Source organism: Demequina soli, from assembly GCF_000971195.1.
GTDB lineage: Bacteria > Actinomycetota > Actinomycetes > Actinomycetales > Demequinaceae > Demequina > Demequina soli.
The window spans coordinates 282,873-309,379 of record NZ_BBLZ01000003.1; the positions used below are offsets into that span (position 1 = coordinate 282,873).

18 protein-coding genes are annotated in these 26,507 nt (G+C 68.9%); 6 read left to right on the forward strand and 12 right to left on the reverse strand.

The genetic code is table 11. The annotated features are described in order from the left end of the window. Positions 1-185: 185 nt before the first annotated feature. From AOM04_RS07890 to AOM04_RS07925, 8 genes are all read right to left on the reverse strand, one after another. Positions 186-2,630: a glycoside hydrolase family 3 N-terminal domain-containing protein gene (locus AOM04_RS07890; protein WP_062464224.1), complete on the reverse strand. Its 2,445-nt coding sequence runs from the start codon at positions 2,628-2,630 to the stop codon at positions 186-188. Positions 2,631-2,639: 9 nt separating this feature from the next. Then, a complete protein-coding gene (locus AOM04_RS07895) occupies positions 2,640-3,500 on the reverse strand; it encodes an ATP-binding cassette domain-containing protein (protein WP_062464225.1) in 861 nt (286 codons plus the stop codon). After that, a complete protein-coding gene (locus AOM04_RS07900) occupies positions 3,497-5,272 on the reverse strand; it encodes a dipeptide/oligopeptide/nickel ABC transporter permease/ATP-binding protein (protein ID WP_062464226.1) in 1,776 nt (591 codons plus the stop codon). The genes AOM04_RS07895 and AOM04_RS07900 overlap by 4 nt, the downstream gene beginning before the upstream one ends. After that, positions 5,272-6,213, reverse strand: coding sequence for an ABC transporter permease (locus tag AOM04_RS07905; RefSeq protein ID WP_062464227.1), 942 nt, complete (start codon positions 6,211-6,213; stop codon positions 5,272-5,274). Before AOM04_RS07905 ends, AOM04_RS07900 begins: the two co-directional genes overlap by 1 nt. A gap of 68 nt (positions 6,214-6,281) precedes the next feature. Next, a complete protein-coding gene (locus AOM04_RS07910) occupies positions 6,282-7,859 on the reverse strand; it encodes an ABC transporter substrate-binding protein (RefSeq protein ID WP_062464228.1) in 1,578 nt (525 codons plus the stop codon). A 337-nt stretch (positions 7,860-8,196) separates the two neighbouring features. Beyond that, positions 8,197-9,381, reverse strand: a complete 1,185-nt coding sequence (gene uxuA / locus AOM04_RS07915) for a mannonate dehydratase (RefSeq protein WP_062464229.1) — start codon at positions 9,379-9,381, stop codon at positions 8,197-8,199. Positions 9,382-9,450: 69 nt separating this feature from the next. Further along, the gene (locus AOM04_RS07920; RefSeq protein ID WP_062464230.1) at positions 9,451-10,554 is read right to left on the reverse strand and encodes a sugar kinase; all 1,104 of its coding nucleotides are present in this window, start codon (positions 10,552-10,554) and stop codon (positions 9,451-9,453) included. 1 nt (position 10,555) lies between these two features. After that, positions 10,556-11,179, reverse strand: a complete 624-nt coding sequence (locus AOM04_RS07925) for a bifunctional 4-hydroxy-2-oxoglutarate aldolase/2-dehydro-3-deoxy-phosphogluconate aldolase (RefSeq protein ID WP_062464231.1) — start codon at positions 11,177-11,179, stop codon at positions 10,556-10,558. A gap of 310 nt (positions 11,180-11,489) precedes the next feature. On the opposite strand from AOM04_RS07925, the gene AOM04_RS07930 reads away from it, so the two are divergent. The 3 genes from AOM04_RS07930 to AOM04_RS07940 all read left to right on the forward strand — a co-directional run bounded on the left by AOM04_RS07930 (position 11,490) and on the right by AOM04_RS07940 (position 15,390). Further along, entirely contained in the window at positions 11,490-12,530 is a 1,041-nt protein-coding gene (locus AOM04_RS07930) for a LacI family DNA-binding transcriptional regulator (protein ID WP_062464232.1), read from the forward strand. A gap of 92 nt (positions 12,531-12,622) precedes the next feature. Next, positions 12,623-14,026 (forward strand): glucuronate isomerase, encoded by a 1,404-nt coding sequence (uxaC, locus tag AOM04_RS07935; protein ID WP_062464233.1) that lies wholly within the window; start codon positions 12,623-12,625, stop codon positions 14,024-14,026. Further along, a complete protein-coding gene (locus AOM04_RS07940) occupies positions 14,023-15,390 on the forward strand; it encodes a mannitol dehydrogenase family protein (protein WP_062464234.1) in 1,368 nt (455 codons plus the stop codon). Before uxaC ends, AOM04_RS07940 begins: the two co-directional genes overlap by 4 nt. Before the next feature lie 71 nt (positions 15,391-15,461). Here the strand turns inward: AOM04_RS07940 and AOM04_RS07945 are convergent, their stop codons facing one another. Continuing rightward, the gene (locus AOM04_RS07945) at positions 15,462-16,373 is read right to left on the reverse strand and encodes an alpha/beta hydrolase (RefSeq protein ID WP_062464235.1); all 912 of its coding nucleotides are present in this window, start codon (positions 16,371-16,373) and stop codon (positions 15,462-15,464) included. 204 nt (positions 16,374-16,577) lie between these two features. Between AOM04_RS07945 and AOM04_RS07950 the strand changes: the two genes are divergently transcribed. The 3 genes from AOM04_RS07950 (at position 16,578) to AOM04_RS07960 (ending at position 21,649) form a co-directional block, all read left to right on the forward strand. Further along, complete coding sequence (locus tag AOM04_RS07950) at positions 16,578-17,996, forward strand: glycoside-pentoside-hexuronide (GPH):cation symporter (protein ID WP_062464236.1); 1,419 nt, start codon at positions 16,578-16,580, stop codon at positions 17,994-17,996. Between the two features lie 129 nt (positions 17,997-18,125). Beyond that, positions 18,126-19,052: a LacI family DNA-binding transcriptional regulator gene (locus tag AOM04_RS07955; RefSeq protein ID WP_439645063.1), complete on the forward strand. Its 927-nt coding sequence runs from the start codon at positions 18,126-18,128 to the stop codon at positions 19,050-19,052. A 167-nt stretch (positions 19,053-19,219) separates the two neighbouring features. Then, on the forward strand, positions 19,220-21,649 hold the full coding sequence (locus AOM04_RS07960) for a glycoside hydrolase family 2 TIM barrel-domain containing protein (protein ID WP_062464238.1): 2,430 nt from the start codon (positions 19,220-19,222) through the stop codon (positions 21,647-21,649). An 82-nt stretch (positions 21,650-21,731) separates the two neighbouring features. Here AOM04_RS07960 and AOM04_RS07965 read toward each other — a convergent pair whose 3' ends face one another. The 3 genes from AOM04_RS07965 to uidA all read right to left on the reverse strand — a co-directional run bounded on the left by AOM04_RS07965 (position 21,732) and on the right by uidA (position 26,484). Then, positions 21,732-22,643, reverse strand: a complete 912-nt coding sequence (locus tag AOM04_RS07965; RefSeq protein WP_062464239.1) for an alpha/beta hydrolase — start codon at positions 22,641-22,643, stop codon at positions 21,732-21,734. An 81-nt stretch (positions 22,644-22,724) separates the two neighbouring features. Continuing rightward, positions 22,725-24,551, reverse strand: a complete 1,827-nt coding sequence (locus AOM04_RS07970) for a DUF5605 domain-containing protein (protein WP_082104496.1) — start codon at positions 24,549-24,551, stop codon at positions 22,725-22,727. A 145-nt stretch (positions 24,552-24,696) separates the two neighbouring features. Further along, positions 24,697-26,484 (reverse strand): beta-glucuronidase, encoded by a 1,788-nt coding sequence (uidA, locus tag AOM04_RS07975; protein ID WP_062464240.1) that lies wholly within the window; start codon positions 26,482-26,484, stop codon positions 24,697-24,699. Between the last annotated feature and the right edge of the window lie 23 nt (positions 26,485-26,507).

The window sequence follows — 26,507 nt, forward strand, 5'->3', positions numbered from 1 at the left end:
CGGGCCCACCGACCGCGCGCCGCCGATGCCGCGGTCGGCGGCACCGCGAGACGATGCGGCGGCACGGATCCCGCTCCCGGCGTTCCCGATACGACGCGTGGGCCGCTCGGGCCGCAGACGGACGACCTCACGAGGCATCCACTCGACACCGGGCGCCTCGCCGGGCGTGGAGCGAGAAGGTCAGTTCACAAGGGCGATGCGATAGTCACCGGACCGGGCAGGAGCCCACGCCCGCGAGGGACGTCATGGGGGCCTGGTGGCAGGTCGACCGCGCCGGACACTCGGATGTCGGTCGAGGACGAACCGACCCGTAGGTCGAGGCGGCCGCCGTCGAACCCGAAGTCTCCCCTGGCATCGGTGTACGCCAGCTGCGCCGCGTCGAGCGTGAACGTGATCGCCGCGGACTGCCCGGGCTCGAGCGGAACCTTGGCGAAGCCCATCAGCTGCTGGGCCGGGCGTGCCATGCCGACTGCGGGAAGGGTGCCGTAGACCTGAATCACTTCTGCCCCGGGGACGGCCCCCGTGTTCGTCACCCCGACCGTCAACGTGAAGATGCCCGCGTCGCGCGCGCTCTCGTCGAGCACCATCTCGCCGTAGTCGAAGGATGTGTAGGACAGGCCGTGGCCGAAGGGGAACAGGGGGAAACGCTCCATGTCGACATACGTCTGGAAATTGTCCGCGGCGGTCCTGTGCTGGCCGCTCCCCAGGTGCTGCCCCTGGTACATGGGGACCTGACCGACGTGACGCGGCACCGTGTAGGGAAGCTTGCCCGAAGGGTTGACGTCGCCGACGAGCGCCGCAGCGACGGCGCGTGTGCCTTCCTGACCCGGATACGCCGAGAGCAGCACGGTGGACGACGCCTCGAGGACGGGCGCGAGATCGTAAGCCTTGCCTGCGAAGACCACCGAGACCGTCTCCACGCCGGCCGCCGCGATCGCGGCGCAGAGCTCGCGCTGCACCTCGGGAAGCACCAGGGTGGCTGAGTCCGACCCCTCACCCTCGGTCGCCGCACCTTCGAACGCCGCCGAGCGTCCACCGAGCGCGAGGATCACGAGGTCGGCACCGCGAGCCGCTTCGACTGCGTCCCGAATGTCCAGGCCCTCGCTCTCGACGACACCGGTTCCGGGTGCCACGATGATCTCCGCCTCAGGCAGAAGCGCGCGCAGCGCCTCGGCGAGACCCACGCTTCCGTGCTGCACGCGGATCTCCTCCTGCGGGTCGACCGCCGCTGCCTCGGCCTGCCGAGCCTCCATGTGCTCGCGGACGTGGTCGGGCAGCGAGCTGAAGTCGAGCTCCCACCCCGCGAGCCGCGCCTTGCCGGACGCGATGCCCCGCATCATCTCGGCGAGGACCGGGTAGGTGTAGTTCGCGAATCCGGCGCGCACGTCATCGGCGTAGGGACCGACGACGGCCACGCGCGTGACCGACCGACGGATCGGAAGTGCGCCATCGTTGGCGAGCAGGGTGACCGACTCGGCGGCGAGCTCGTACGCCAACGGCACGCCTGCGCCGGCGGCGCTCTCGGCGTCAGCCTCATCGGCGTACGGGTTCTCGAAGAGACCGAGCGCGAACTTCTGCTCGAGAACGCGCATCACGGAGCGATCCACGACCGACTCGCTGATCTCGCCGGCGCGCACCGCGTCCACGAGCTGGAAGCCATACCCGTACGCGTCCGGCAGCTCGACATCGAGACCGGCCTCGAGCGCAAGCCGCCCAGCGGTGCGAGCGTCCGGCGCTGCGTGCTGCCGTGTCACGGCGTACTGCACGGTGCGGTAGTCGGAGACCACAGTGCCGGTGAACCCGAGCTCGCCCCGCAGCAGGTCGTCGAGGATCTCGGCGGAGAAACCGACGGGCACGCCGTCGACCTCCGAGTAGGAGTTCATGACGCTCTGAAGCCCGGCATGGCGGATCGCAGCCTCGAAAGGAGCCGCGTGCACGTCGCGGAGCTCCCTCGGACCGGCCTGAGTGGCGGCCATGTTCTGTCCCGCCTCCGTCGCCGAGTAGCCGAGGAAGTGCTTCGCCGTCGCGATGACACCCTCGTCCAGGCTCTCACCCTGCATGGCCGAGACATAAGCCACCCCCATGGCTGAGGCCAGAAGCGGCTCCTCGCCGTATGTCTCGTGGACGCGACCCCAGCGAGCGTCGCGAGCGAGGTCGAGCACGGGCGCGAGCGCCTGACGGATGCCCAGTGACTTGAGCTGGCCGCGCATGACGTCCGCCATGCGGGCGACGAGCTCGGGCCGCCAGGTGGCGGCCAGCCCGCTGCCCGTCGGGAACACGGTGAACGAGCGCGAGAGGACACCGTTGAGCGCCTCGGTGTGGAACACGGCGGGGATGCCCATGCGGGTGTTCTCGACGAGGTGGCGCTGGATGCGGTTCACCGCCTGCGCCACCTCCGCGGGCGCGCCGGCGATCGACGTGATCGCACCGACCTGACCGATCCCGTGCTCCAGCGCCGCGTCGATCTTCGCCTGGTCGAGGCCTCCGACCATGCTCGTGAGGTTCGCAGAGGTGACGCCGCAGAGCTGCCGCGCCTTCTCCTCGAGCGTGAGCCTTTTCAGCAGGTCTTCGGCACGGGCCTGCGGATCGAGCGAACGGTCAAGATATGGCAACAACACAATTCCCATCATCGGTGAGAACTAGAATCCTGCGGCCTGCAGGTCGGCCTCGCGCTGGGCCGCGCGCAGCCTCTCGCGATCCGCGCGCCGCTTCTCCTGGCGGAGCGGGTCCGCGACCGGGGCTGCGAGCAGCAGACGCTGCGTGTACGGGTGCTCCGCCTGCTCGGTGACCTGGCGTGTGCTCCCCTGCTCCACAATGTCGCCCCGGTACACGACCGCGGTGCGGTGGCTGATGTGTCGCACCACCGCGAGATCGTGCGACACGAACAGGTACGCGACGCCCTGCTCGCGCTGGATGTCGATGAGCAGGTCCATCACGGTGGCCTGGGTTGACAGGTCGAGCGCGGAGACCGGCTCGTCGCACACGATGAGCCGCGGCGACGGTGCGAGCGCGCGTGCGATGGCGATGCGCTGACGCTGGCCGCCCGAGAACTCGCGCGGCAGGCGTGCCGCGGCGTTCTTCGGGAGGCCGACCCGGTCGAGCAGGTCGAGGACGCGCCTGGTGGCCTTCGCCTTGTCCCAGCCTTGGACGATGAGCGGCTCGGCCAGCGTCGCGCCGATCGTCAGCGAGGGGTTGAGCGAGCTGTACGGGTCCTGGAACACCACCTGGATGCCCTTCGACAAGTCCCGTCGGTCTCGTGCACCGAGGTGGGAGATGTCGCGACCGTCGAACCGAACCGAACCGCCGGTGACCATCGCGAGGCCGAGGATGGCTCGACCGATGGTGGTCTTGCCCGACCCGGACTCGCCGACGATCCCGAGAGTCTCCCCGCGACCGACCTCGAAGTCCACACCGTGGACGATCTCGATGGGCTTCTTTCCGAGGCCTCGCACCGGGTACGAGACCTTGAGGCCGTCGGCCTTGAGCAGCGGCGCGTTCATCGCACCTCACCTCCAGCGGCTTCGACGAGCACCGGTGCGTCCGAGCGCACGGTGTCCTCGTCGAGGATCGAGTTGAGCAGCATCTTGGTGTAGTCGTGCTGCGGATCAGCGAAGACGTCGACGGTGGTTCCCTGCTCGACGATCTCGCCCTGCTTCATCACCGCGATGCGGTCGCAGATGTCCGCCACCACGCCGAAGTTGTGGGTCACCAGCACGATGGCCATACCCATCTCGCGCTGCAGGTCACGCAGCAGGTCGAGGATGTCCGCCTGGACGGTGACGTCGAGCGCCGTGGTGGGCTCGTCCGCGATGAGGATGCGAGGAGCGGCGGCGACTGCGCCCGCGATCAGCACACGCTGCGCCATGCCGCCGGAGATCTCGTGCGGGTACGACTTGAAGGTCTTCGCCGGGTCGGGGATGCCCACGCGATCGAGCAATTCGAGAGCGCGTTCCTTGGCTGCGGCGCGCTTCACGCCCGTGGAGGCCATGATGCCCTCGATCAGCTGCTTGCCGACTGTGTAGACCGGGTCGAGGTTCGACATCGGCTCCTGCGGCACGTAGGCGATCTGAGAGCCACGCACGTTGATGAGGTCGGCCTCCGGCAGGCCGAGGATCTCCTTGCCGTCGATACGGACCGAGCCGCGCGTGACCAGAGCCTCGTTCGGGAGCACCCCGAGCACGCCGAAGGCGGTCTGCGTCTTGCCCGAGCCCGACTCGCCGACCAGGCCGAGGGTCTCTCCCGCCTTCAAGTTGAGCGAGACTCCTCGCACGACCTCGTTGAGGTCGCCTGCGGGTGAACGGTAGGCAATGCCGAGGTCGCGAACCGACAGCAACGACGCCTTGCCGGTGTCGATGTCGAGTGCCTCGAATCCCTGCGCCACGTGTGCGACGGCGATCTTCTGGGGCTTCGGCTGGGCACCCTGCAGGATGTCGCGCAGCGAGTTGCCGAACAGCACGATGCACGCATTCATCAGACCGAGCGCCAGGGACGGCCACAGGTACTGGGCGGGCGCGAGATGGATGTTCTTGAAGCCCTCACTGATCATGGCGCCGAACGACGGGATCTCCTTCGAGCCGACACCGAGGAACGCGAGGCCCGACTGGGTGCTGATCGAGGTGCCGCACAGGAATGCCGTCGAGATGACGATGGGTCCGCGGACCACGCTCAGCACGTGGCGGAAAAGGATGCGGGGATTCGTGACGCCCGAGACCTTGGCGGCATCGACGTAGAGCTCGTTGCTCACACCGATGGTCATGTTGCGCACGATGCGGTAGATGCCCGGCGAGAGCAGCACGCCGAAGATCAGCATCGTGAAGCGGTAGTCGCCCTTCGTGACCGGCATGAGCAGGATCAGCAGCAGCATGCCGGGGAAGGTCATGATGAGCGTGAAGACCCACTCGGTGACGCCGCGCAGTTTGAGGAAGTACCCGCCGATAAGTCCGCTCACGGTTCCCACGAGGGCGGCCACCGAGGCGCCGATGAGCGCGGACACGACCGCAGTGTTGATGGAGTGCAGGAGCCGGGCGAGGATGTCGCGCCCGGACTGGTCGCCGCCGAGCGGATAGCCCGGCGTGCCGACAGGCGCGAGGGCAGCCGAGAGGCTGGCCTCGTTGGGCCCGTGCTGTGCGATGACGTTCGCGAACAGGCCCGCGAGCACCATGAGGAGCAGGATGGAGCCGGTGACGACCGCCTGGGGGTCACGGATCAGGCGCGCGACAGTGCCGCGACGCTTCTCCTCGACTTCGGCGGTGACGGTGGTGGGAGCGGACATCAGTAGATCCTCGCCTTCGGGTTGAGCCAGCCGTTTGCGAGGTCGGTCAGCAGGTTGACGCCCAGCGTGAGCGCGACGCCGAAGACGGTGAGACCCATGAGGACCGGGTAGTCGACCTGGAGCGCGCTGTTGAAGCTGTAGGTGCCGAAGCCGGGCAGGGCGAATACCTGCTCGATGATCAGCGCGCCGCCGAACATGTTGGTGAACGTGATCATGAACACGGTGAGCGCCGGGCCGGCGGCGTTGCGGAGCGCGTGCTTGTAGACCACCGCGCGGGTGCTGACGCCGCGGGTGCGGAGCGTGCGGACGTAGTCCTTGCGGAGTTCGTCGATCATCGCGCCGCGGACCTGGTTCGCGATGGCGGCCGCTCCGCCGATCGCGAGCGCGATCACGGGGATGGTGATGGACTTCAGCCAGCCGACCGGGTCATCTCCGAAGCGGACGTAGCCGGTGGCCGGCAGCCAGTGGAGGTTGACTGCGAGCACCACCGTCAGGAGGATCGCGACCAGGAGGTTCGGGACGAGGTAGCCGAAGAGCATGAGGCCCTGCGCCCCCTTGTCGGCGCCACCTCCACGCGAGGCCGCGAACACGCCCAAGATGACCGCGATCACCGTGGCGATCAAGAGCGCGGGGATCACGATCGACAGGGTGACGACCATGCGCGGAGGCACGGCGTCGATCACGGGCTCCTGGGTGTACAGCGAACGGCCGAGGTCTCCGTGAAACACACCTTGAAGCCAATCGAGATACTGGACGACCACGGATCGGTCCAGGCCCATCTCGGACTTGAGGGCGGCGATCGTCTCGGGGCTGGCGGCGGTGCCGAGCTTCTGCGCGATGACACTGTCGAAGGAGAAGCTCAGCAGCCAGAAGGTGATGAGCGCGACGATGAGGAACAGGATGAACCCCGTGCCGATCCGCCGCATTGCGAAGAGAAACATGTGAGACCTCGGGAGAAGGTGGCCCGGTGGGCGGAGCGCACGCGCCCCGCCCACCGGGATGGGACTTCTTAGCCCTCGACGCCGAACAGCGAGAGGGTGGTGAAGCTGTTGGACGTGGAGCCCAGGTAGGCGTAGCCCTCTCGGGCGCCGATGACGCGGGTACCGTTGACGATCGGCGCGTCCCACGCGTGCTCGACCACCCACTCGTTCACCGCCTGCGCCAGCGGGCCCTGGGCGACAGGGTCCACCTCATCCTTCAGCGCATTGAGCAGCTCGGTGAGCTCCGGGTCGGTGTTGTGGAACGGATTCTGGAACGCGTTCTCGTCGTAGGTGTTGAGGAACTGACGCGCGGGCGTCGCGAGGCCGTCGACCCAGACCGCCATCGCGTACTCGCCGCCCATGATGGCCATGGCGGTGTCCGAGGCCGGGATCGGGACCCACTCCACGGTGATGCCGATGTCGGAGAGCAGCTGTGTGACGGTCGCGTCCATGGTCGACGTGTAGATGAGGCTCGGCATGGTGACCGAGAAGCCGTCCGCGTAGCCGGCCTCGGCCATCAGCGCCTTCGCCGCCTCGACGTCGTAGGCGTACGTGTCGTCAAGCGACGGGACGTACGACGCGGTGTCGGGGAAGGCGATCTGCTCGACGGGCGTCGCGTAGCCCTGCATGAGGGCGGTAGCGATACCGGCGCGGTCGAGCGCCATGTTGATCGCCTCACGCACTCGCTCGTCGGCGAGCGCCGGGACGATGGTGCCGTCACGGTCGAGGAACTTGAGGTTGAACAGGCCCGAGCCCGGGATCTCGGTGAGGGCGATGCCCTGCGACTCTGCCGAGTCGAGCGAGCCCTGGCCGACATCACCGACGTTGATCTCACCGGACAGCAGCGCGTTGTCCATGGCGGTCGTGTCGGCGATCACCTTGATGGTGACGGTCTCGAACGGGTACGCGTCGGCGTTCCAGTAGTCGTCACGCTTGAGGAGCACATACTGCGAACCGGTCACGGTTGCCGCGGTGTCCAGCGTGTAGGGGCCCGAACCGAGCGGGTTGGTGACCGCGTCGGCGGCGTCGAGCGACGCGTCGTCGCCGATGACGCCCGTGATCTTGGTGAGGTTGTCGAGGAACGCCGCATCCTTGGCGGAGAAGGTGATCACGACGGTGGTGTCATCGGGAGCCTCGATGCCCGACACGAGCGCCATGGTGGCCTGGTTGGGGCCGGTCTCGGTCTGGATCTTCTGCAGCGTTGCGACCACGTCGGCCGAGGTGGCGGCAGATCCATCCGAGAAGGTGAGGTCGTCGCGCAGGGTGAGGGTGAGGGTCAACTCGTCGTCCGACCACTCCCAAGCCGTCGCGGCGGAGGGTGCCGGGAGGCCATCGGCGTCGGAGACCAGCAGGCGGTCGTAGAGCGAGGCCCAGATGTAGGCATCGGTACCCGCCGAGAGATTCACCACGTCGAAGCCCTGGGGCTCGCGCTGAATCGCGATCGAGAGCTCAGTCGGCGTGTCGACCGAGTCGGCCGGTGCCGCCGATCCCGACGACTCGGGCTCGTCCCCGGCGCTCGAGCACGCCGCCGTGGCCAGAATCGCTGCGGTGGCGAACACCGCGGCGCTGAAACGCAGCTTCTGCGAGCTGCGAGAGATGGTGCGCATCACTAACTCCTTTGTTGTCAAGTGCGACCGCGAAGCTGGCACGCGTACCTCGCCCCCCTCCGCCATGAAGGAGGAGCGCCGCTCGGGGACTCCATCGCCCCCAAGCACCCGGCTCCGACGCACCGACACTAATGCATGGCAAGCGGTTTTGCCAACCGATTGCCATGCGCAGAATGACCTTGGTCGAGTAACAATTCGATTACAGGGTGGAGCGCGGGCGCAACCGGTTGAATTCCGGCCTACTTGCAGGCAGCGCATCGGCCGTGTCCCCCGTCATGACGCGACGAGGCCCGCAGGCCGCGCCGTCGACGCGGCCTGCGGGCCTCGTGAGCCTACTTCAGGCCAGATCGCCGTCGAGCCCTCGGTTCACGGCGAGCTCCACCCCACGCACCTCGGCCAGGCCCTTCATACGGCCGATGAGCGGGTAGCCGGGCGTGCTGTCGCGCGTGAGATCGTCGAGAAGGCGGTGACCATGGTCCGAACGGACCGAGATCCGCGGACCCTCATCGCCGCGCCGGCGCTCCTCCTTCACGAGCTCGCGCACCACGCCGACGATGTCGATGTCGCCGTCGATGTGCACCGCCTCGTGGAAGCTCTCGGGATCCTCTTCGCGGCGCGTCGAGCGCAGGTGTGAGAAGTAGATGCGATCAGCGAACCGGCGGGCCATCTCGACCACGTCGTTGTCGGCTCGCACACCATACGATCCAACACACAGGGTGAGCCCGTTCGCGGGGCTCGGGACGGCGTCGAGCAGCCACTGCGCGTCGGCCATGGTCGAGACGACGCGCGGGATGCCGAAGAGGTCGAAAGGCGGGTCGTCCGGGTGGATCGCCATCCGGACGCCGACCTCCTCCGCGACCAGGATGATCCGCTCGAGGAAATACTTGAGGTTGCCCCGCATCGACTCGTGCGTCTGCCCGTCGTACGCGGCGAGCGCCTCGCGGAACTCCTCGACGGTGTAGGACTCCTCCGAGCCCGGCAGGCCCGCGAGCAGAGTTCGCGTGACCCGGTCTATCTCGTCGGCCGTCGCGCCGTCGAACCAGGTGCGGGCGCTCGCGACGCGCTCGGGCGTGTGGTCCGCCTCGGCGCCCGGGCGCTCCAGCACCCACATGTCGAAGGCCGCGACGGCGTCGGCGTCGTAGCGCAGCGCCGTGCCACCGTTCGGGAGCGGCCAGTCGAGGTCCGTGCGCGTCCAGTCGAGCGCCGGCATGAAGTTGTAGCAGATCATGTCGACGCCGCACTCGGCGAGGTTGCGGATCGTCTCGCAGTACTTGTCGATCCACCCGTCGCGCGTGTCGAGCCCGCGGCGGATGTCCTCGTGCACGGGAACGGACTCGACGATCGACCAATACAGGCCCGCCGACTCGCACTCGGCCTGCCGCTTGCTGATCTCCTCGACCGACCACACCTCGCCGTTCGGGATGTGATGCAGCGCGGTAACCACCCCGGTCGCGTCCGTCTGCCGGACGTCGCTGAGCGTCACGGCGTCCTTGGGGCCGTACCAGCGCCAGGTCTTCTCCATGGGTCTTCCTTCCAATCGCCGCGATGGCGCGGCCGTGTCGTTCGTGGTGTCAGCTGGACGATGGGGCCGTCAGCGGTCGACGCGGGCGCCGCCGCCGGCGGCGAGCTTGTAGACCTCGGCCTTGGTGGCCATGGTCGTGTCGCCGGGGGTGGTCATGGCCAGGGCGCCGTGGGCGGCGCCGTAGTCGACGGCAGTCTGCAGGTCCACGCCCTCGATGAGGCCGTGGATCAGACCGCTCGCGAAGGAGTCGCCGCCGCCGACGCGGTCGAGGATCTCGAGGCCGTCGCGCTGCGTCGCGCGCACCAGTCCGGAGCGCTTGGACCAGGCCAGGGCGCCCCAGTCGTTGACCGTCGCGGAGCGCACGGTACGCATCGTCGTGGCGATGACCTGGAAGTTCGGGTAGGCCTGAGAGACCTCGTCGATCATCGCGGCGAAGCCTGCGACGTCGAGCTCGGCGAGCGACTCGTCGACACCCGGGACCTCGAAGCCCAGCGAGGCGGTGAAGTCCTCCTCGTTGCCGATCATCACGTCGACGTGCGGCGCGATCGCGCGGTTGACCTCTCGGGCCTTGTCGATGCCGCCGATGGCCTTCCACAGGCTCGGCCGGTAGTTGAGGTCGTAGGACACGACCGTGCCGTGACGATGCGCGGCCTCGACGGCGGCGATGACGGTCTCGGCGGCGGTGTCCGACAGGGCGGCGTAGATGCCGCCGGTGTGCAGCCAGCGCACGCCGAGCGTGCCGAACAGGTGGTCCCAGTCGACGTCCTGCGGGGCGAGCTGCGACGCGGCGGTGTGGCCACGATCGGACACACCCACCGCACCGCGCACGCCGAAGCCCCGCTCGGTGAAGTTCAGACCGTTGCGCACGCCCCGGCCGATGCCGTCATACGCCTTCCACACCAGATGCGACGTGTCGACGCCACCGGCGAGGATGAGCCCCTCGACCAGGCGCCCCACCTCGTTGTCGGCCAGCGCGGTGACGATGCCGGTGCGGTAGCCGAACGCGCGCGACAGGCCCCGCGAGACGTTGTACTCGCCGCCGCCCTCCCACGCCGTGAACGACCGCGCGGTCCGGATCCGACCCTCGCCCGGATCCAGACGCAGCATCACCTCGCCCAGCGAGACCGCGTCGTACCGGCACTCCGCCGCGGGGCGAACCTCGACAACGGCCATGTCAGGCCTCCTTCCCCGTCGCCAGCGCGACGGCCTCGGCCACGAGCGCGGCCACCTTCTCGAACCGACCCGTCGACACGAGGTCGCGGGGCACCATCCACGAGCCGCCCACCGCATGCACGCACGGCAGCGCGAGGTACTCGTGCAGGTTCGCGCGGCCGATGCCGCCCGTCGGCACGAACGACACCCCACCGAAGGGCGCCGCGAGGGCCGCGATCGCCTTCGCACCACCCGAGGTGCCCGCCGGGAAGAACTTCAGGGTGCTCACGCCGAGCTCGAGGGCGGCCTGCACCTCGGTCGCGGTCACCGCACCCGGCAACACCGCAACACCATGCTCGCCGCAGCGCTCGATCACGGCGCGGGACAAGCCCGGCGACACCACGTAGGACGCGCCGGCCGCGACGGCACGGTCGACCTGGTCGACGGTGAGCACGGTGCCGGCGCCGACGATCACGTCACCACGCGCTGCGATGATCTTGATCGACTCCTCCGCGGCCGGCGTGCGGAACGTCACCTCGGCCACGGGCAGCCCGCCGGCGACCAGGGCACGCGCGAGACCATCGGCGTCCGCCGCATCGTCCAGCACCACGACGGGCACCAGGCGATGCGCGCCCAACCGCTCCATGACTTCGTTCACCTGGGACAACTTGAACTCCTTGCGACTATGCGGAGAGAGGCGCACGCCCACGCGAGGGCGGCGTATGGCAACCGAATGCCAACACCGCTACGATACTACCGGCCCGCATGAAACAGTCGCCATCGCGGACCACCCGGCATCAGCATCGATTCTGACGCCGGCCAGACATGCAATCGGTAGCCCGGCGCATCGACGGGACCGCCGTTGCCGCCTTCTTCCAGCGTTCGCCGCGCAGCCGCGCGGCGAACGCTGGCAACCATTGGCAACCATTACGATCGTGGTGACCAGGAGGATTCCCATGAGCGACAGCACTGTCGACAGCGCGACCGGACGCCGCGGACGAAAGTCCGGCGCGCCCACCATCTACGACATCGCGGAGCTCGCAGGCGTCAACCCGTCGACCGTCTCCCGGGCGCTCAACCAGCCCGGACGCGTCAGCGCCGCGACCGAGGCGCGCATCCGAGCCGCTGCCGCGGAGCTCGACTTCCATATCAACCCGCTTGCGCGCGCCCTTCCGACGGGACGCACCAACACGCTCGCGGTGGTGGTCGCCGACATCACCAACCCGGTCGTGTTCGGCATCATCCGCGGCGCGGAGCGAGCGGCGAGCCGCGCGGGCTTCACGCTCATCATCGCGGAGAGCCAGGAGTCCGGCAGCCTCGAGGCGGCGACGATCGACCGCCTCATCCCCTCGGTAGACGGCATCGTGCTCGCGACCACCCGCCTGCCCGACGACGAGATCACGCGCATCGCCGCTCGCAAGCCGCTCGTCACGATCAACCGAGCCATGGACGGCGTGATCTCCGTCGCGCCCGACGTGCGGCCCGGGATCACCCAGCTCGTCGACCACCTGCATGGGCTCGGCCACCGTACGGTCGCGTTCGTCAGCGGACCCGGCCGTTCATGGATCAGCGAGCGCCGATGGGAGGCGCTCTTGGACGCGGCGCGCGCACTCGGCATGTCCGTGTTCGAGATCGGGCCCAACAGCCCGACCATCGAGGGCGGCGTGCGAGCCTTCGAGCGTGTCGAGGCGTCGGGCGCCACCTCGGTGGTCGCCTACAACGACCTGGTCGCGCTCGGCCTCATCAAGGCGGCACGGGAGAAGGGCATCGACGTCCCTCGGGATCTCTCCGTCGCCGGATTCGACGACATCTTCGGAGCCGAGTTCATCAGCCCTCCCCTGACCACCGTGCGCGCTGACCTCCTCGGCGCCGGCGCGGTCGCGGTCCAAGAGCTGTTCCGGAAGATCGGCGTCGACGCGGCGGTTGCCGACTCGGAGGAGCTCACCACCGAGCTGGTCGCGCGCGAGTCGACCGGGCCACTGCCCACCGCTCGCTGACCTCGACCCCCAGAGCCGCAGAGGCATCGATCAACGCAACCCCGGTTGGCAACCGATTGACAATCGGGGTGGCTTGTGGCTTTACTTGACCCATGCCGACGAAGTCACGGCGTAGCGCCGATCGCCTCCTTCCCGCCGACCCCGCGACTCGCGCGGTGGCGAGGGAACTCCTCGAGAGCATCGCGGACGCGCCGATCATCTCCCCCCATGGCCACGTGCCTGCAAGTTGGCTCGCGCGTGACACAGCCTTCACCGACCCCGCGAGCCTGCTCATCAGCCACGACCACTACATCACCCGACTGCTGCATGCCTCAGGCGTCCCGCTCGAGAAGCTCGGGGTCGCCGGCTCGCCGTCCGACCCCCGTGAGGTCTGGCGAGCGGTGTGCCGCCACTGGCACGCGTTCGCCGGAACGGCCTCGGACTTCTGGATGACGGACTCCCTCGAGCGCGTCTTCGGGATCACCGAGGCGCTCGACGAGGACTCGGCCGACCGTGTCTTCGACGTCATCAACGATGCGCTCGCCACGCCCGCACTGCGCCCGCGCGCGCTGTTCGACTCGTTCGGCATCGAGGTGCTCGCGACCACCGACGACGCCCTGGACCCTCTCGACGACCACACGGTGCTCGCCGCCGATCCTGGATTCGCGGGGCGGGTCGTGCCGACCTTCCGACCGGACCCGTACCTCGATCCGGCGGCACCCGATTTCACGGCACGAGTCGAGCGCCTTGTCGCGACCGGCCCGACCGCGGGTCTCACCTTCCGCGCCTACCTCGACGCGCTCAGGTCGCGCCGCGCGTACTTCGTCGACCACGGCGCGGTCTCGGCGGACCACGGTGTGGTCGAGCCCTACACGTGCGAGCTCGACGACGCGACGGCTGAGCGGCTGTTCCAGGGCGCCCTCGCCGATACGCTCGACGAGGCGTCGGCGCGCGAGTTCCGGGGCCACATGCTGTGGCGGATGGCCCAGATGAGCGTCGATGACGGCCTCGTGATGACCGTGCATGCCGGTGTCCACCGCAACCACCACACCCCGACGTTCGATCGGTTCGGCCCGGATTCCGGACACGACATTCCGATCCGGACCGAGTTCACGGCGAACCTCGCGCCGCTGCTGCGCTCCTTCGGTGCCGCCGAAGGCTTCCACCTGGTGCTCTTCACCATCGATGAGTCTGCGTACTCGCGTGAGCTCGCGCCGCTGGCCGGCTTCTACCCCAGCGTCTACGTCGGCGCGCCGTGGTGGTTCCTCGACGCGCCGGACGCGATGGCCCGCTATCGCGCGGCAGTGACCGAGACCGCGGGCTTCTACCGGACGTCCGGCTTCATCGACGACACCCGCGCATACCTGTCGATCCCCGCCCGCCACGACGTCGCCCGCCGTGCCGACGCGTCCTTCCTCGCCCGCCTGGTGGTCGAGGGACGCGTGTCGGAGAGTGCAGCGGCGCGCATCATGCGTGACATCGTCTCCACCATCCCTCGTGAGGTCTTCAAGCTGTGACCACCGCCGTTCTCCACGTCCCGACCCGCCCCCGCGACGGCCGAGCGGCCGCTCCTGTACGCATCGTCCATCTCGGCCTCGGCGCATTCCATCGCGCCCATCAGGCCTGGTACACGGCCCACTGCGCGGACGCCGACATGTGGGGCATCGCTTCCTTCACAGGCCGCGCAGGCGAGCCTTCCGATTCGATCGTCGCCGCGCTGCGGGCGCAGGATCACCTCTACACCCTGACTCTGCGCGGACCGGACGAGGATGCCCTCGAGGTCATCGACAGCATCGTCGCCGTGCATTCCGCCGCCGAGATCGATGCATGGGTGGGCTACATCGTGCGCCCCGAGGTCGCCATCATCTCGACCACAGTGACCGAGGCGGGCTACCGTCTCGACGCTGACTGGAATCCGCGCGCGGACGATGCGGTGGTCGCCTCCGATCTCGCGGCGCTCGCGTCGGGCACGGGCAGCCTCGAGTCGCCGCTCGCCCTGATCGCGCACGCACTCGAGCAGCGCCGCCTCGTGGGCGGCGGGCCGCTCACGGTCATGCCGTGCGACAACATGCCCGACAACGGCGCGCTGGTGCGCGCCGGCCTGCTCGCGTTCGCGTCGGCCGTCGGTCTCGAGCTGCAGGAGTGGATCGAGGAGAACGTGTCGTTCGTGTCGACGTCCGTGGACCGGATCACCCCGCGGTTCAGCGACGACGACCTCGACCTCCCGCACGCGCACGGGCTCGACGATGCGGTGCCTGTGGTCACCGAGCCGTTCATCAACTGGATTCTGCAAGGTGACTTCGCTGCGGGCAGGCCCGCATGGGAGACAGCCGGTGCCGAGTTCGTCGCGGACCTCGAGCCCTTCGAGAACCGGAAGCTCTGGCTCCTCAACGGCGCCCACACCGCGATGGCGGGTTTCAGCCGCCTACGCGGTTGCGCCACGGTGGCCGATGCGTCCGCGGATCCCGCCAGCCGCGAGCTGGTGGAGGCGTTCTGGTCCGAGGCGCGCCGCCACCTTCCGGTCGGAGTCCGCGCCGAGGAGTACTGCACCGCGCTCTGGGAGAGATTCGAGAACCCGCGCATCGCACACTCCCTGGCGCAGATCGCAGAGGACTCGGCCACGAAGCTCGGCGTCCGAGCCGCTCCCGTCGCGCTCGCGGAACTCGACGCGGGACGAACCGCGGAGGGCTGCGCCCGAGTGATCGCCGCGTGGGCCGCCGCGATGATCGCCGGCCAGGGTCAGCGAGACTCCCGCCAGGCCGACATCGATGCGGCGGTCGCGTCGAACGATGCCACCCGGGCGCTCGTGGCTGTCGTCTCCCCCACGCTCGCCGCGCGAGCCGGGTTCGTGGAGCTGGTCGACGGCGCGCTGGCTTGCTGAGACGCGCCGCATCGCCCGCGGCAACCGAAGGCCGGCACCCCTGCAGGGGTGCCGGCCTTCGCGCTCAGCGCTCAGGCCTCGAGAGAGGCGCGGATGAAGGCCACCGTCTCGTCGAGGATCTGCGCGCTCTCGGGTGTCGCGCGACCGAGGGTGGGGAACGAGTGGAACGTCTCCGTCCACGCGTCGACCTCGACGGAGACGCCCGCCTCCCGAGCCTTCTGCGCGATCGCGAGCGTGTCGTCGTGAAGCAGCTCGGACCGGTCGACGAACAGCCGGAGCGGCGGGAAGCCCGTGAAATCCGCATGGACGGGCGACAAGTAGGGGTCCGCGAGGTCAGCGCCCTGAGCGTACGAGTCGATCAGCTGGTCGTTGGTCAGGCCACCGAGGACGAGATCGGCCTCGCCGTTGGCCACGCGGCTCGGCAGCTCGGTCGCGAGCTCGCCGAGCGGCGACATCGCGTAGACGCACGCGGGCAGGGTGAGGCCGCGGTCGCGCGCGATGAGCGCAGTGACGATGGCAAGGGTTGCCCCGGCGCTCTCGCCGACGAGGACCACCGGGCGCGCGGGCGCCTCGGCCACCAGCGCGGCGTAGACCGCAGCGCAGTCCTCCGGCGCGGCCGGGAACGGGTGCTCGGGCGCGAGACGGTACGAGACGCTCACGACCTCGAGACCCGTGGCGGCCGCCAGCACTGACGCGTAGGCGCGCGAAGTGGTGGCGTTCCCGAACGCGAAGCCTCCCCCGTGGATGTAAAGGATGACCGCGCGCTCATCCGGCGCCTCGGTCCTGCTGCGCTCGACCTCGACACCGCCGAGCGCGTCCGCCACGAAGATCACGCCGGCCTCGACCGGCATCGCAGCGCCCTGCGCGTCGACCGCCGCGCGCACAGCGACGGCGTCGTCGCCGGGACCAGGGACCCGGAAGCCGCCCTCGGGCCGGTACTGCGCCATCATCGCCTTGATCTGCGTGAGCATCTCGCTCGCCATCGCTGCTCCTCTCTGAGCACGGTTCTGCGCATCCCGCGGAGGTGCGGTAGTTACGCGCGTTAGTACACCGTAGCAGGCCGCGGCGCAGCGGCGCCGCTCCAGGGTCCCCGACTGGCCGATGCGGGCGACGCGCACGTTTGACAGCGCAAACTAACGCGGGTAAGTATTGCCCCCGAACGACCCTCCAACGACGAAGGATGCCCCATGGCCGCAGCGCCGCAGACCGCCACCTCACCCGCCTCCCCCGACACCGGGACGAGGATCCTGCTTCGCGAGAAGCTCTCGTACGCGAGCGGGGACATCGGCGCCAACCTCATCTACGCCCCCACGACCACGTTCGTGCTCTTCTACCTGTCGACGGTGGTCGGCATCGGCGCGGCCGTCGCGGGCACGATCCTGCTCGTGGGCCAGCTGCTCAACGGCATCACCGACCTCACCATCGGCGTCCTCATCGACAAGACGAAGACGCGTTGGGGGAAGGCCCGACCCTGGGTGCTCGGCTCCGCCGTGCCGCTCGCGCTGTCCTTCTGGGCGCTGTTCTCCATCCCGGGAGGTCTCAGCGACACCGGCAAGGTCATCTGGGCCTTCGTCGCGTACTCCCTGGTGATGGCGGTGTTCTTCACCTCGTCGAACGTCGCCTACGGCGCTCTGATGTCGCTGCTCACGCCCAACCCCCGCACGCGCATCACCCTCACCTCGTTCCGGTTCTTCGCCGCACTGCTCACCACCCTCGTGGTGAACGCCGCGCTCCTGCCCGTGGTGGGCGCGCTCGGGAACAACCAAGGCGCCTGGACCACCGTGACGGGCGTCCTCGCCATCGTTTCGGTGGGCACCATGCTCGTGGTGTTCTTCGGCACCAAGGAGCGCGTCACCGAGGCGGCGGAGTCCCACGCGAAGCCTTCCCAGCCCACCTCGACGATGCTGCGCAACCTGATGCGCAACCGCTACTTCTTCCTCGCCGCCCTGCTGTTCATCGCGTTCAACCTCACCACCGCGATGTCCGCCGCCGGAGGCGTGTTCTACGCGGACACCGTGCTCGGCGACCCGAATCTCTTCGGTCCGATGAACGCCGTCGGCCTGGTGCCGGCCCTCATCGGCCTCCCATTCATGCCTGCGCTCATGGGACGCTTCGGCAAGCGCCGCCTGTTCCTCATCGGCATCACCGTCATGATCGTGGGCTCGTCCCTCCCGCTCATCGACCCGACGAGCTTCCCCATCGTGGTCTCCGGACTCGTCCTGCGCGGCATCGGCATGGTCCCGCTGACCGCCGGCATGTACGCGATCGTCGCGGACGTCGCGGACTTCGCCGAGTGGAAGGACGGCAACCGCTCCGACGGCCTCATCTTCTCGTCCGTGACGCTCGGTCAGAAGATCGGCGCCGGCTTCGGTGCCGCGATCGTCGGCTGGACCCTCGCCGCCGGCGGGTTCGTCGACGGCGCAGCACAGCAGTCCGACGCCGGCATCCATGCCGTCGTGGTCGCGTTCGTCTATCTGCCGCTCGTCGCCGTGATCATCACCGGCATCGCCGCCTGGTTCCTCGATGTCGAGCGCCACGTCCCTGCGGCGCGCCAGGCCCTCGCCACCCGCAACCAGGACGCGGCCGACGGCGAGATCACGGAGTAGGCGCGTGGCGAAGGGGGCGATGCTCGGCGAGCACCGCCCCCTTCGCTACACTCGCCGATCATGGCCACGCAGCACCGTCGTGCGACGAGCGCGGACGTCGCCCGCGCGAGCGGAGTCTCGCGCGCGACAGTGAGCTTCGTGCTCAACAACACACCGACGCAGTCCATCTCCGCCGCGACCAGGGCACGCGTGCTCGAGGCGGCGCGCGAGCTCAACTACATCCCCCACGCCGCCGGCCTCGCACTCGCGAAAGGCAGGACCGACACCGTGGTGCTCGACCTCGGCACCACCCCCTTCAGCTCCTATCAGGTGGGCGAGTTCGCCGAGGAGTTCTCGCGGATCCTCGAGGAGCACGGTCACCCCGTGGTGGTGCACGCTCGCGCGCAGGATCCCCAGGCGCTCGTGCGCCTCACCCGTGCGACGGAACCCTTCGCCGTCGTCTCCTTGGACCCGCGCACCTCGGCCATCGAGGCCGAGCTGCGTGCCGCGGGCGCGACGATGGTCGAACAGATCGACGCCCTGAGCGCCGTCGCGGCGAGCGACTGGGCCCGTGAGGCGGCGCTCCTGCAACTCGGGCATCTGTCCGCCACGGGACGCCGGGCGATCGGCTTCGTGCATCCCGTCGAAACCGCGTACCGCTCCGAGAGCGAGCTCAAGCACGTCGCGGCGATCGAGGTCGCCCAGGAGATCGGCGCGGCGGTCGGACCCGCGGTCACGTTGACGCCCGATCGCGACCAGTCAGCAGCGGCCGTCCGGCGTTGGCTAGAGGACTCCCCCGCCCTCGACGCCGCCATCGCCTTCAACGACGAGACGGCGCTGGCATTGCTCGCCGTGCTCTCCGACCTCGGCAGGCGCGTGCCGGACGACATCGCCGTGATCGGCACCGACGACGTACCGCTCGCTCGATACGCCACCCCTCCGCTCACTACGCTGCGCGCCCGGTCGCGTGAAGGCGCCGCCTACGTGGCCGCCCGACTCCTGACGGCGATGGACCGTCCCATGGAGGCGGCGATGCCTCCGCACATCTTCGACCTCGTGGTGCGCGGCTCGGCCTGACGCGCCGCCAACACGGCCTCGCGCTGCACCCCGCCACAGCCGGCCTTTTTTGCGACCTCACGCAAGGCCGGTTACAGTTACTAACGCGCGTCAGTACCGGGTCGCACCGACCGCGCCGCACCCGGCGAAACCACCAACGCGATCCGCGAGAGCAAGGAGATCGAGGGATGACAAGGACGCCGTTCGTCGACGGTTGGAGCCACCGCAAGAAGGTGAACCCGTTCGCAGAGATGGGCAAGGCGACCGCGCAGTACGCGCCCGTCGCTGTGCCGCACGACGCGATGCTCGGCCGCGAGCGTGACCCCGACCTCGAGCGTGGTTCCTGGGCGGCCTACTTCCCCGGCGGCACGGAGGAGTACACCGCCACTCTCGACCTGCCCGACGACGTGGCCGGCAGGCGCGTCGTGCTGGAGTTCGAAGGCGCCTACCGTGGGGCCGTGGTGCACGTGAACGGCGACTTCGCCGGGCATCGTCCCTACGGCTACTCACGCTTCCTCGTCGACGCGAGCCACCTGATCCGGGCCGGCGCGAACGAGATCCACGTCGAGACCCGCAACCACCAGGACGGTCGCTGGTACACGGGCGCGGGCCTCTTCCGCCCCGTCTGGCTTCACGTGCTCGACCAAGTGCATCTGGGGATCGACGGCATCCGCATCACCACCCCTGACATCGACGGTGACCGTGCGATCGTGGAGGTGAGCGCGGAGGTGGAGAACCACTCCGCCTCGACCGTCACCGTCGAGGTCGAGGCCGCTATCGCCGGACCGGCGGGCGCGATGCTCACCGTCGGACGCACGCGACTCACGCTGCTCGCAGGCTCCACCGCCATCACCCGTCACCGCCTCTCGGTGGAGACGCCCGAACTGTGGAGCGTGGACCGTCCGGCCCTGCACACCGCGACCGTCACGCTGCATCACGGGGATGTCGCCGAGGCGCACGAGACGGCCTTCGGCATCCGACGCCTCCAGCTCGACCCCGAGCGAGGACTGCGCATCAACGGCGAGACGGTGAAGCTTCGCGGCGCGTGCATCCACCACGACAACGGCGTGCTCGGCGCGGCGACGTTCACGGACGCGGAGGAGCGCCGCGTGCGCATCCTCAAGGAGTCCGGCTTCAACGCGATCCGTGCCGCGCACAACCCGCTGTCGACCGCGTTCATCGAGGCGTGCGACCGTCTCGGGATGCTCGTCATGGACGAGGCGTTCGATTCGTGGACGGTCGGCAAGACGGACTTCGGCTACCAGGCCGACTTCCCGGAGTGGTGGGAGCGGGACCTCGAGTCGATGATCAGCCGTGACTTCAACCACCCCAGCGTGATCATGTACTCCATCGGCAACGAGATCCCCGAGACGGGCACTCCGATGGGAGGCGTGTGGGGCCGTCGTATCGCCGAGAAGACCCGCGCGCTCGACCCGACCCGCTTCGTCACCAACGGCATCAACGGCATGCTCGCAGTGATGCCCGAGCTTCAGGCGATGATGGCCCAGCAGGCGGAGGCGCAGGCGGCCACTGCGCCGTCAGACGGCGCCGGCATCAACACGATGATGACCGACCTGGGCGACATGATGAACATGATCGGCTCGTCCGAGCTCGTGACCGAGAAGACCATGGAGTCCTTCGGCGTCCTCGATGTCGCGGGTATGAACTATCTCGAGTCGCGTTACGAATCGGACCGCGCGGCATTCCCCCAGCGCATCATCATCGGCACGGAGACATTCCCGACGCGGATCGACCAGCTCTGGGCCCTCGTCGAGAGCAACCCCCACGTGCTCGGCGACTTCACGTGGACGGGATGGGACTACCTCGGCGAGGTGGGCATCGGTCGGGTCCGCTACCTCGACGACGCCGACGAGATGGACGCGTTCTCCGGAGCCTTCCCATGGATCGCCGCCTGGTGCGGAGACGTCGACATCACCGGGCACCGGCGCCCCCAGTCGTATTACCGCGAGATCGTGTTCGGCCTCCGCCCCGAGCCCTACATCGCGGTGCGACGTCCCGAGCACCACGGCAAGCCCTTCGAGGCCGGGCCGTGGGCGTGGAGCGACTCCATCGCGAGCTGGGACTGGCCCGGCCACGACGGCGCAACGACGGTCGTGGAGGTGTACTCGGACGCCGACGAGGTCGAGCTGCTGATCAACGGGCGCTCGCTCGGACGCCGCGCCGCAGGGCGCGGGGCGCGGTTCCGTGCCGAGTTCGAGCTCGCGTATGAGCCCGGCACGGTCGAGGCGATCGCCTACCGCAGCGGGGAGCTCGCGGAGCGCTTCGCACTGCGCTCCGCGAGCGGCGAGCCCGGTCTGAAGGTCACTGCCGAGCCCGCGGGCAGCGCGGGCGAGCTGCTTTACGTCCCTATCACCGTCGAGGACGGCACTGGCGTCGTCGTGACGGCGGCGCGGTCCCTCCGTGTCGACGTCGCCGGTCCCGGCGTGCTGCAGGGCCTCGGTTCGGGCGCACCCGTGACCGAGGAGAGCTACCTCGACGACGTCCACACGACCTTCGACGGGCGTGCCCTCGCGATCGTGCGCCGCACGGGAGAGGGCCCCATCACTCTCCGCGTCTCCACCGACGGCCTGGCCGACACCTCGATCACGCTCGCGTGACACACCGCTGCCGGCGGGCCCTGAGGGCCCGCCGGCAGCCTGGGAACGGCGAAGACGGCGCGCGGCGCTCGATCAGCGTGGGTCAGCCCGCGACGACCCGCTCGGCCTCGAGGTACCTCACCATGAACGCGGCCGAGAGCTCGATCTCGCGCTTGCTCTCGGGCGTGTTCTTCCCTGTCGTGGTGAACGCGTGGAACGTGCCGGGGTACTCCTCGACCTCCACGTGAATCCCCGCGGTGCGCGCCTTCGCCGCGAACGCGTGGGTGTCCGCGGCGAGGAGCTCGCCCGGATCGCATACCAGGCGCATCGGCGGCAGCCCGGCGAGCTCCGCGAAGATCGGCGAGATCATGGGGTCGGTGAGATCGCAACCCGGCGCATACATCCGAGCGAGCGCCGCGAGCCCCACCGGGGTGACGGTGATCTCCTTGCGCGTGTGCACGCGCACGACTGTCTCCGACATGTCAGCCACGAGGCTGTTGAGGACCAGGCACGAGGGCATCCGGAGGCCCGCCTCGCGCGCCTTCATCGCGACCAGCGCGGACAGGTACGCGCCCCCGCTCTCACCGATCAGCGCGACGCCTGCACCCGGGTTCTGGGAGACGAGCGCCTCGTACACCGCGAACGAGTCATCGAGCCCGGCCGGATACGGGTCCTCGGGCGCGAGGCGATAGCTGCAGCTCACCACCACGCGCCCGGTCGCGAGCGCCAGCTCGGAGGCGTAGGGCCCTGCCGTGCGGCAGTCCCCCGTGACCAGTCCTCCGCCGTGGACGTAGTAGATGACGTCGTCGCTCGCCAACCGGTCCGGCGTGAAGAACGCGGTCTCGACGCCGCCGAGCGCGCGAACCTCCATCGTCACGCCGTCCTCAACGGTATGCTGCGCATACGCCTTGGCGAGCCTGGCCCGTAGACCCGCGACGTCGATGTCATCCGACGCGAACATGCCTCCCGACATCTTCTTGACGAGGGTGCGGACGATCTTCATCTTGAACGACACTGCCGTCTCCTTGATCAATAGGTGATGCGGGGGTGGGATGTGTGCGGCGTGCTCGCGAGGCACCGGTCCGGTCAACTCCGGTCAGTCGAGGACTCGCGAGGCGGGTGACGGCTGGACGGGCTCACCCGAGGTGAATGCCTGCGGCGTGCCGGATCGCTCTCCCTCTGCAGCCAGTACCCTCATCCGGATCGCCAGGTGAGACTTGCGTGGCAGCGGAACCACGACGCGCCCTTCGAACGCTCCCGGAAGCGTGTCGATCGTCATCTCCCACGTATCGATGACATCGATCTCAGCCCGCCTACCGGGCGGGATCATGAGGCTCTTCTCCCTGGGCTGGGTGAACGACAGATAGTGCAGCTCGTACTCCCCTGCGACGCCGCCGGCGCATGTGCGCCCGTACGACATCACCGGGTCGAGGCGACGGGAGGGCGACTCCCCGACCAGTCTGGCGAGGAACGCGATTCGCGCGGGGCTCTCCCCCACGAGTCGGCCGCCCTTCGCCCACCACAGCTCCTCCTGCTCGTTCCAGTAGGTCTCGCCGTGTGTGAAGTAGCCGCCGCGGACGGCAGTCTCCCAAGCCCGACGCACGAGCTCGCGAGCGCTCAGCCCGCCCCATTCCTGCTCGAGGTCGCCCTCGTAGCCCGCCTCATCGACCACGACCGGCTTGCGCCACGTGTCGCGCCACGCCCCGACGTGCTCAACCGTCTTCCAGAAGTCGACTTTCTGCATGCTCGCGTGGGTGATCCACGCGGCGGAATGGTCATAGATGTCAAGGCCATTGTGGATCCCGAGAAGATGTCCCGCATGGTCCTCCCGCGACACCAGCGCGCCGATCCGTGCCCAGTCGTCACGGTGCTTGGTCCACATGAAGTCCCACTCATTGGCTAGCGACCACCACACGTTGGGAAACGCCGCCAGCCGTCGCACCACGTAGGTGACGTAGCGGTCGTCGGCCGCCGCGCCCATGCCTGCGAACCCCCACCGGTCGTACGGGTGGAAAAGGATCAGGTCCGCCTCGACCCCGAGCGCGGCGAGGTCCTGAAGACGGCTTTCCAAATGCCTGAAGAACTCAGGGTCGAATCGCGTGAAGTCCCAGCCGTCGCCGTCCTCGTCGCGGACGTAGGGCGACCGGGGCGGCTCGGCCGTGTTGTATGCGTATGACTTCGGGAAGACGCACATGCGGATCTTCGTGAAGGGGCCGCGAGCCAGCTCGTCGAGCGTCTGCGCCTCGAGCGCGTCCGTCTGGTGCGTCCACGCGTACGCGGTTGTCCCGACCGGCATGAATGGCTCGCCGTTGTCGTACGCGAAGTGGAACGTATCTGCGACACGCACCGGACCGCGGAGCCCATCGTCGACAATGTCGACCTCGCCGAGGATCCCGTCGAGCGAACGCGCCGTCGAGATGGTGCGATAGGTCCAGCGCGCCGCATGAGGCGGCAGGAACCGCACCCTGTACACGCCGTCGCCGTCGTAGAAGCCGCCCACGGTCCGCTCCTCGTCGCCGTCAGCGAACACCGCGTGCAGCTCTACGTCGACGAAAGGGTTCCCGTGCGACGGTCCGTCGATGCGGAGCTCGAGCGGCGCGTTGACGGTGCCTGCCGCAGGCGCCACCAGGGTGGCGGATGCCTGCGCGACGCGGTCCGGCTCGTACGCAGGGTCAGGCAGGATCGCCGCAGCCACGACATCGTCGGGGACGGCGACCGTCGCGAGCGTCGTCCAGAACGCGTCGAGGCGCGGTCCCGGCTCGATGCCGATGAAGCCGACGAGCGCGCTGATCGTCGTGTCCCAGAGGGGCCGGGTTTGCTGCGGTTGCGCGGCAGTACCAGGCAGGAGCTTGTCAAGTGCGGCGAGTGCGTCGGGGTGCTCGATGACGTCCCGGACACGAGTCTGGGGGTGCATGAAGGCCATGGGATCCTCTGTGGTGTCGGGTGCACGCCCGCGCTGTTCGGTCGAGCGTGCGAACGCTCCCGAGCGGGAAAGGGTGCGCCGACTCCTCGGCTGCCGCCGCCGACGGAGCGTGCGCGAGTGGCTCGCCCGCTCCGTCGGCGGTCGCTCAGGCTCCGGGCTTGCGCCCCTCGAGCCCGGCCCAGCGGGCTCGGAGGGTGTGGGCGGCGGCCTTCGGCTTGCGGTCGCGCGTGAACACACCCTTCTTGTTGCCGTCGACGCGGTGGATGCCGTTGGTGGTCTGGAAGTCGGCGAAGTTCCAGATCTGCTCGCCCACGAACTCGGGGATGCGGTCGAACACCCGGTGGTGCATGTCGAGGTAGTCACGCTGGTACTCCTCGCTCCACGGCATGTCCCACACGGAGTGCAGGCCGGGCATGGTGTCAGCGCCGTACTCCGCCATGAGCATGGGCTTGCCGTACTTGGCGGCCCACTGGCGCATCTCGCCCTCGAGGTACATCTCGGCGAGCTCGAGGTCGCCCACCCCGACGTACCAGCCGTAGTAGCGGTTGAGGCACAGGACGTCGAACAGGTCGGCGATCTTGTCGTTGTCGGGCTGCGCGAACATCACGGCGGCGTAGCAGACGGGGCGCGTCGGGTCGAGCGCCTTGGTGAGGTTCACGAGCGGCTCGAAGTACTCGCGCGCGCCGTCCTCGTTCGACGCGGGCTCGTTCGCGATGCACCACATCACCACAGACGGGTGGTTGCGATCGCGCGCCACGAGCTCTCGGATGTGCTGGGCGTGCGCGGCCTGGGTGGCGTCGTTGCAGGTCTCGGGCGAGAAGGTCGGCTTGTTGGGCTCGCCTGTGAGACCGGCCGAGACGCCGAGGTTGAGGCCCACGGCAGCCGTCTCGTCGATCACGACGATGCCGTGTCGGTCGGCGAAGTCCATGACCTCCTCGGCATACGGGTAGTGCGACGTGCGGAACGAGTTCGCGCCGATCCACTCGAGCAGCTGGAAGTCATGCACCAGGTATGCGTCGTCGTGGCCCTTGCCGCGGATCGCGGTGTCCTCGTGCTTGCCGAATCCGGTGAAGTAGAACGGCGTGCCGTTGATGAGGAACTCCGCGCCCCGCACCTCGATGGTGCGGATGCCGAAGGTCTGCGGATACACGTCCACGACCTCGTCGCCGACCAGCACCTCTACCTGCAACGTGTAGAGGTATGCCGCGCCCGGGTTCCACAGCCGCGCGTCGGTGACCTCGACGCGCCCCGACGCACCGACGCCGGCTGCGACCTCGACGCCCTGCTGGTCGAGCACACGCACACGCACGTCACCCGCGCCCTCGACCTGGATCGCGTAGTCGACCACGCCCGTGGTGCCGTCGATACCGGTGACGACCTCGACGGCGGTCGCGCGGACCGTCGGCACGGAGTACAGCCACACCGAGCGTGCGAGGCCCGCGTAGTTGTAGAAGTCGTGAAGGTAGGTCTGCTTGCGGCGGCCCTTCATGTCGACAGAGATGGTCCCCGGCGGGATCGTCTCGTTGGTGAGCTCGTTGTTCACACCGACCGTCAGCTGGAACTGGCCGCCCGCGGTCACGTGGTCCGTGATGTCCGCCTCGAATGGAAGGTAGCCGCCCACATGCGATGCGACGAGGGTGCCGTCGACGTAGACCGCACCCTCGTGAGTGGCCGAGTCGAGCCGCAGGACGATGCGATCACCGTGCCAGCCGCGCGGCACCCGCACCATGCGCTGGTACCAGGCCCAACCCACGTGGTCGCGGATCTCGGCGGAGACGAACTGGTCGTTGTAGCTCGCGGGCACGGCTGCCTCGAGGGTCGAGTCGAGGACTCCGGTCCACGGGGTCGGGCGCTCCTCGCGTGCGATGTCGAATCGCCAGAGACCGTCGAGGTTGACGATCTCGCGGGTGGCGGTGGCCTGTGGCTTGAGCATTGATGTGTCCTTACGTTGTGCGG

What these genes read in the sequence shown, in the direction of transcription:
- AOM04_RS07890 (WP_062464224.1), bottom strand. Translation starts at nt 2,630, where the DNA reads ATGATGGGAATTGTGTTGTTGCCATATCTTGACCGTTCGCTCGATCCG.
- AOM04_RS07895 (WP_062464225.1), bottom strand. Translation starts at nt 3,500, where the DNA reads ATGAACGCGCCGCTGCTCAAGGCCGACGGCCTCAAGGTCTCGTACCCG.
- AOM04_RS07900 (WP_062464226.1), bottom strand. Translation starts at nt 5,272, where the DNA reads ATGTCCGCTCCCACCACCGTCACCGCCGAAGTCGAGGAGAAGCGTCGC.
- AOM04_RS07905 (WP_062464227.1), bottom strand. Translation starts at nt 6,213, where the DNA reads ATGTTTCTCTTCGCAATGCGGCGGATCGGCACGGGGTTCATCCTGTTC.
- AOM04_RS07910 (WP_062464228.1), bottom strand. Translation starts at nt 7,859, where the DNA reads ATGCGCACCATCTCTCGCAGCTCGCAGAAGCTGCGTTTCAGCGCCGCG.
- uxuA (WP_062464229.1), bottom strand. Translation starts at nt 9,381, where the DNA reads ATGGAGAAGACCTGGCGCTGGTACGGCCCCAAGGACGCCGTGACGCTC.
- AOM04_RS07920 (WP_062464230.1), bottom strand. Translation starts at nt 10,554, where the DNA reads ATGGCCGTTGTCGAGGTTCGCCCCGCGGCGGAGTGCCGGTACGACGCG.
- AOM04_RS07925 (WP_062464231.1), bottom strand. Translation starts at nt 11,179, where the DNA reads ATGGAGCGGTTGGGCGCGCATCGCCTGGTGCCCGTCGTGGTGCTGGAC.
- AOM04_RS07930 (WP_062464232.1), top strand. Translation starts at nt 11,490, where the DNA reads ATGAGCGACAGCACTGTCGACAGCGCGACCGGACGCCGCGGACGAAAG.
- uxaC (WP_062464233.1), top strand. Translation starts at nt 12,623, where the DNA reads ATGCCGACGAAGTCACGGCGTAGCGCCGATCGCCTCCTTCCCGCCGAC.
- AOM04_RS07945 (WP_062464235.1), bottom strand. Translation starts at nt 16,373, where the DNA reads ATGGCGAGCGAGATGCTCACGCAGATCAAGGCGATGATGGCGCAGTAC.
- AOM04_RS07950 (WP_062464236.1), top strand. Translation starts at nt 16,578, where the DNA reads ATGGCCGCAGCGCCGCAGACCGCCACCTCACCCGCCTCCCCCGACACC.
- AOM04_RS07960 (WP_062464238.1), top strand. Translation starts at nt 19,220, where the DNA reads ATGACAAGGACGCCGTTCGTCGACGGTTGGAGCCACCGCAAGAAGGTG.
- AOM04_RS07970 (WP_082104496.1), bottom strand. Translation starts at nt 24,551, where the DNA reads ATGGCCTTCATGCACCCCCAGACTCGTGTCCGGGACGTCATCGAGCAC.
- uidA (WP_062464240.1), bottom strand. Translation starts at nt 26,484, where the DNA reads ATGCTCAAGCCACAGGCCACCGCCACCCGCGAGATCGTCAACCTCGAC.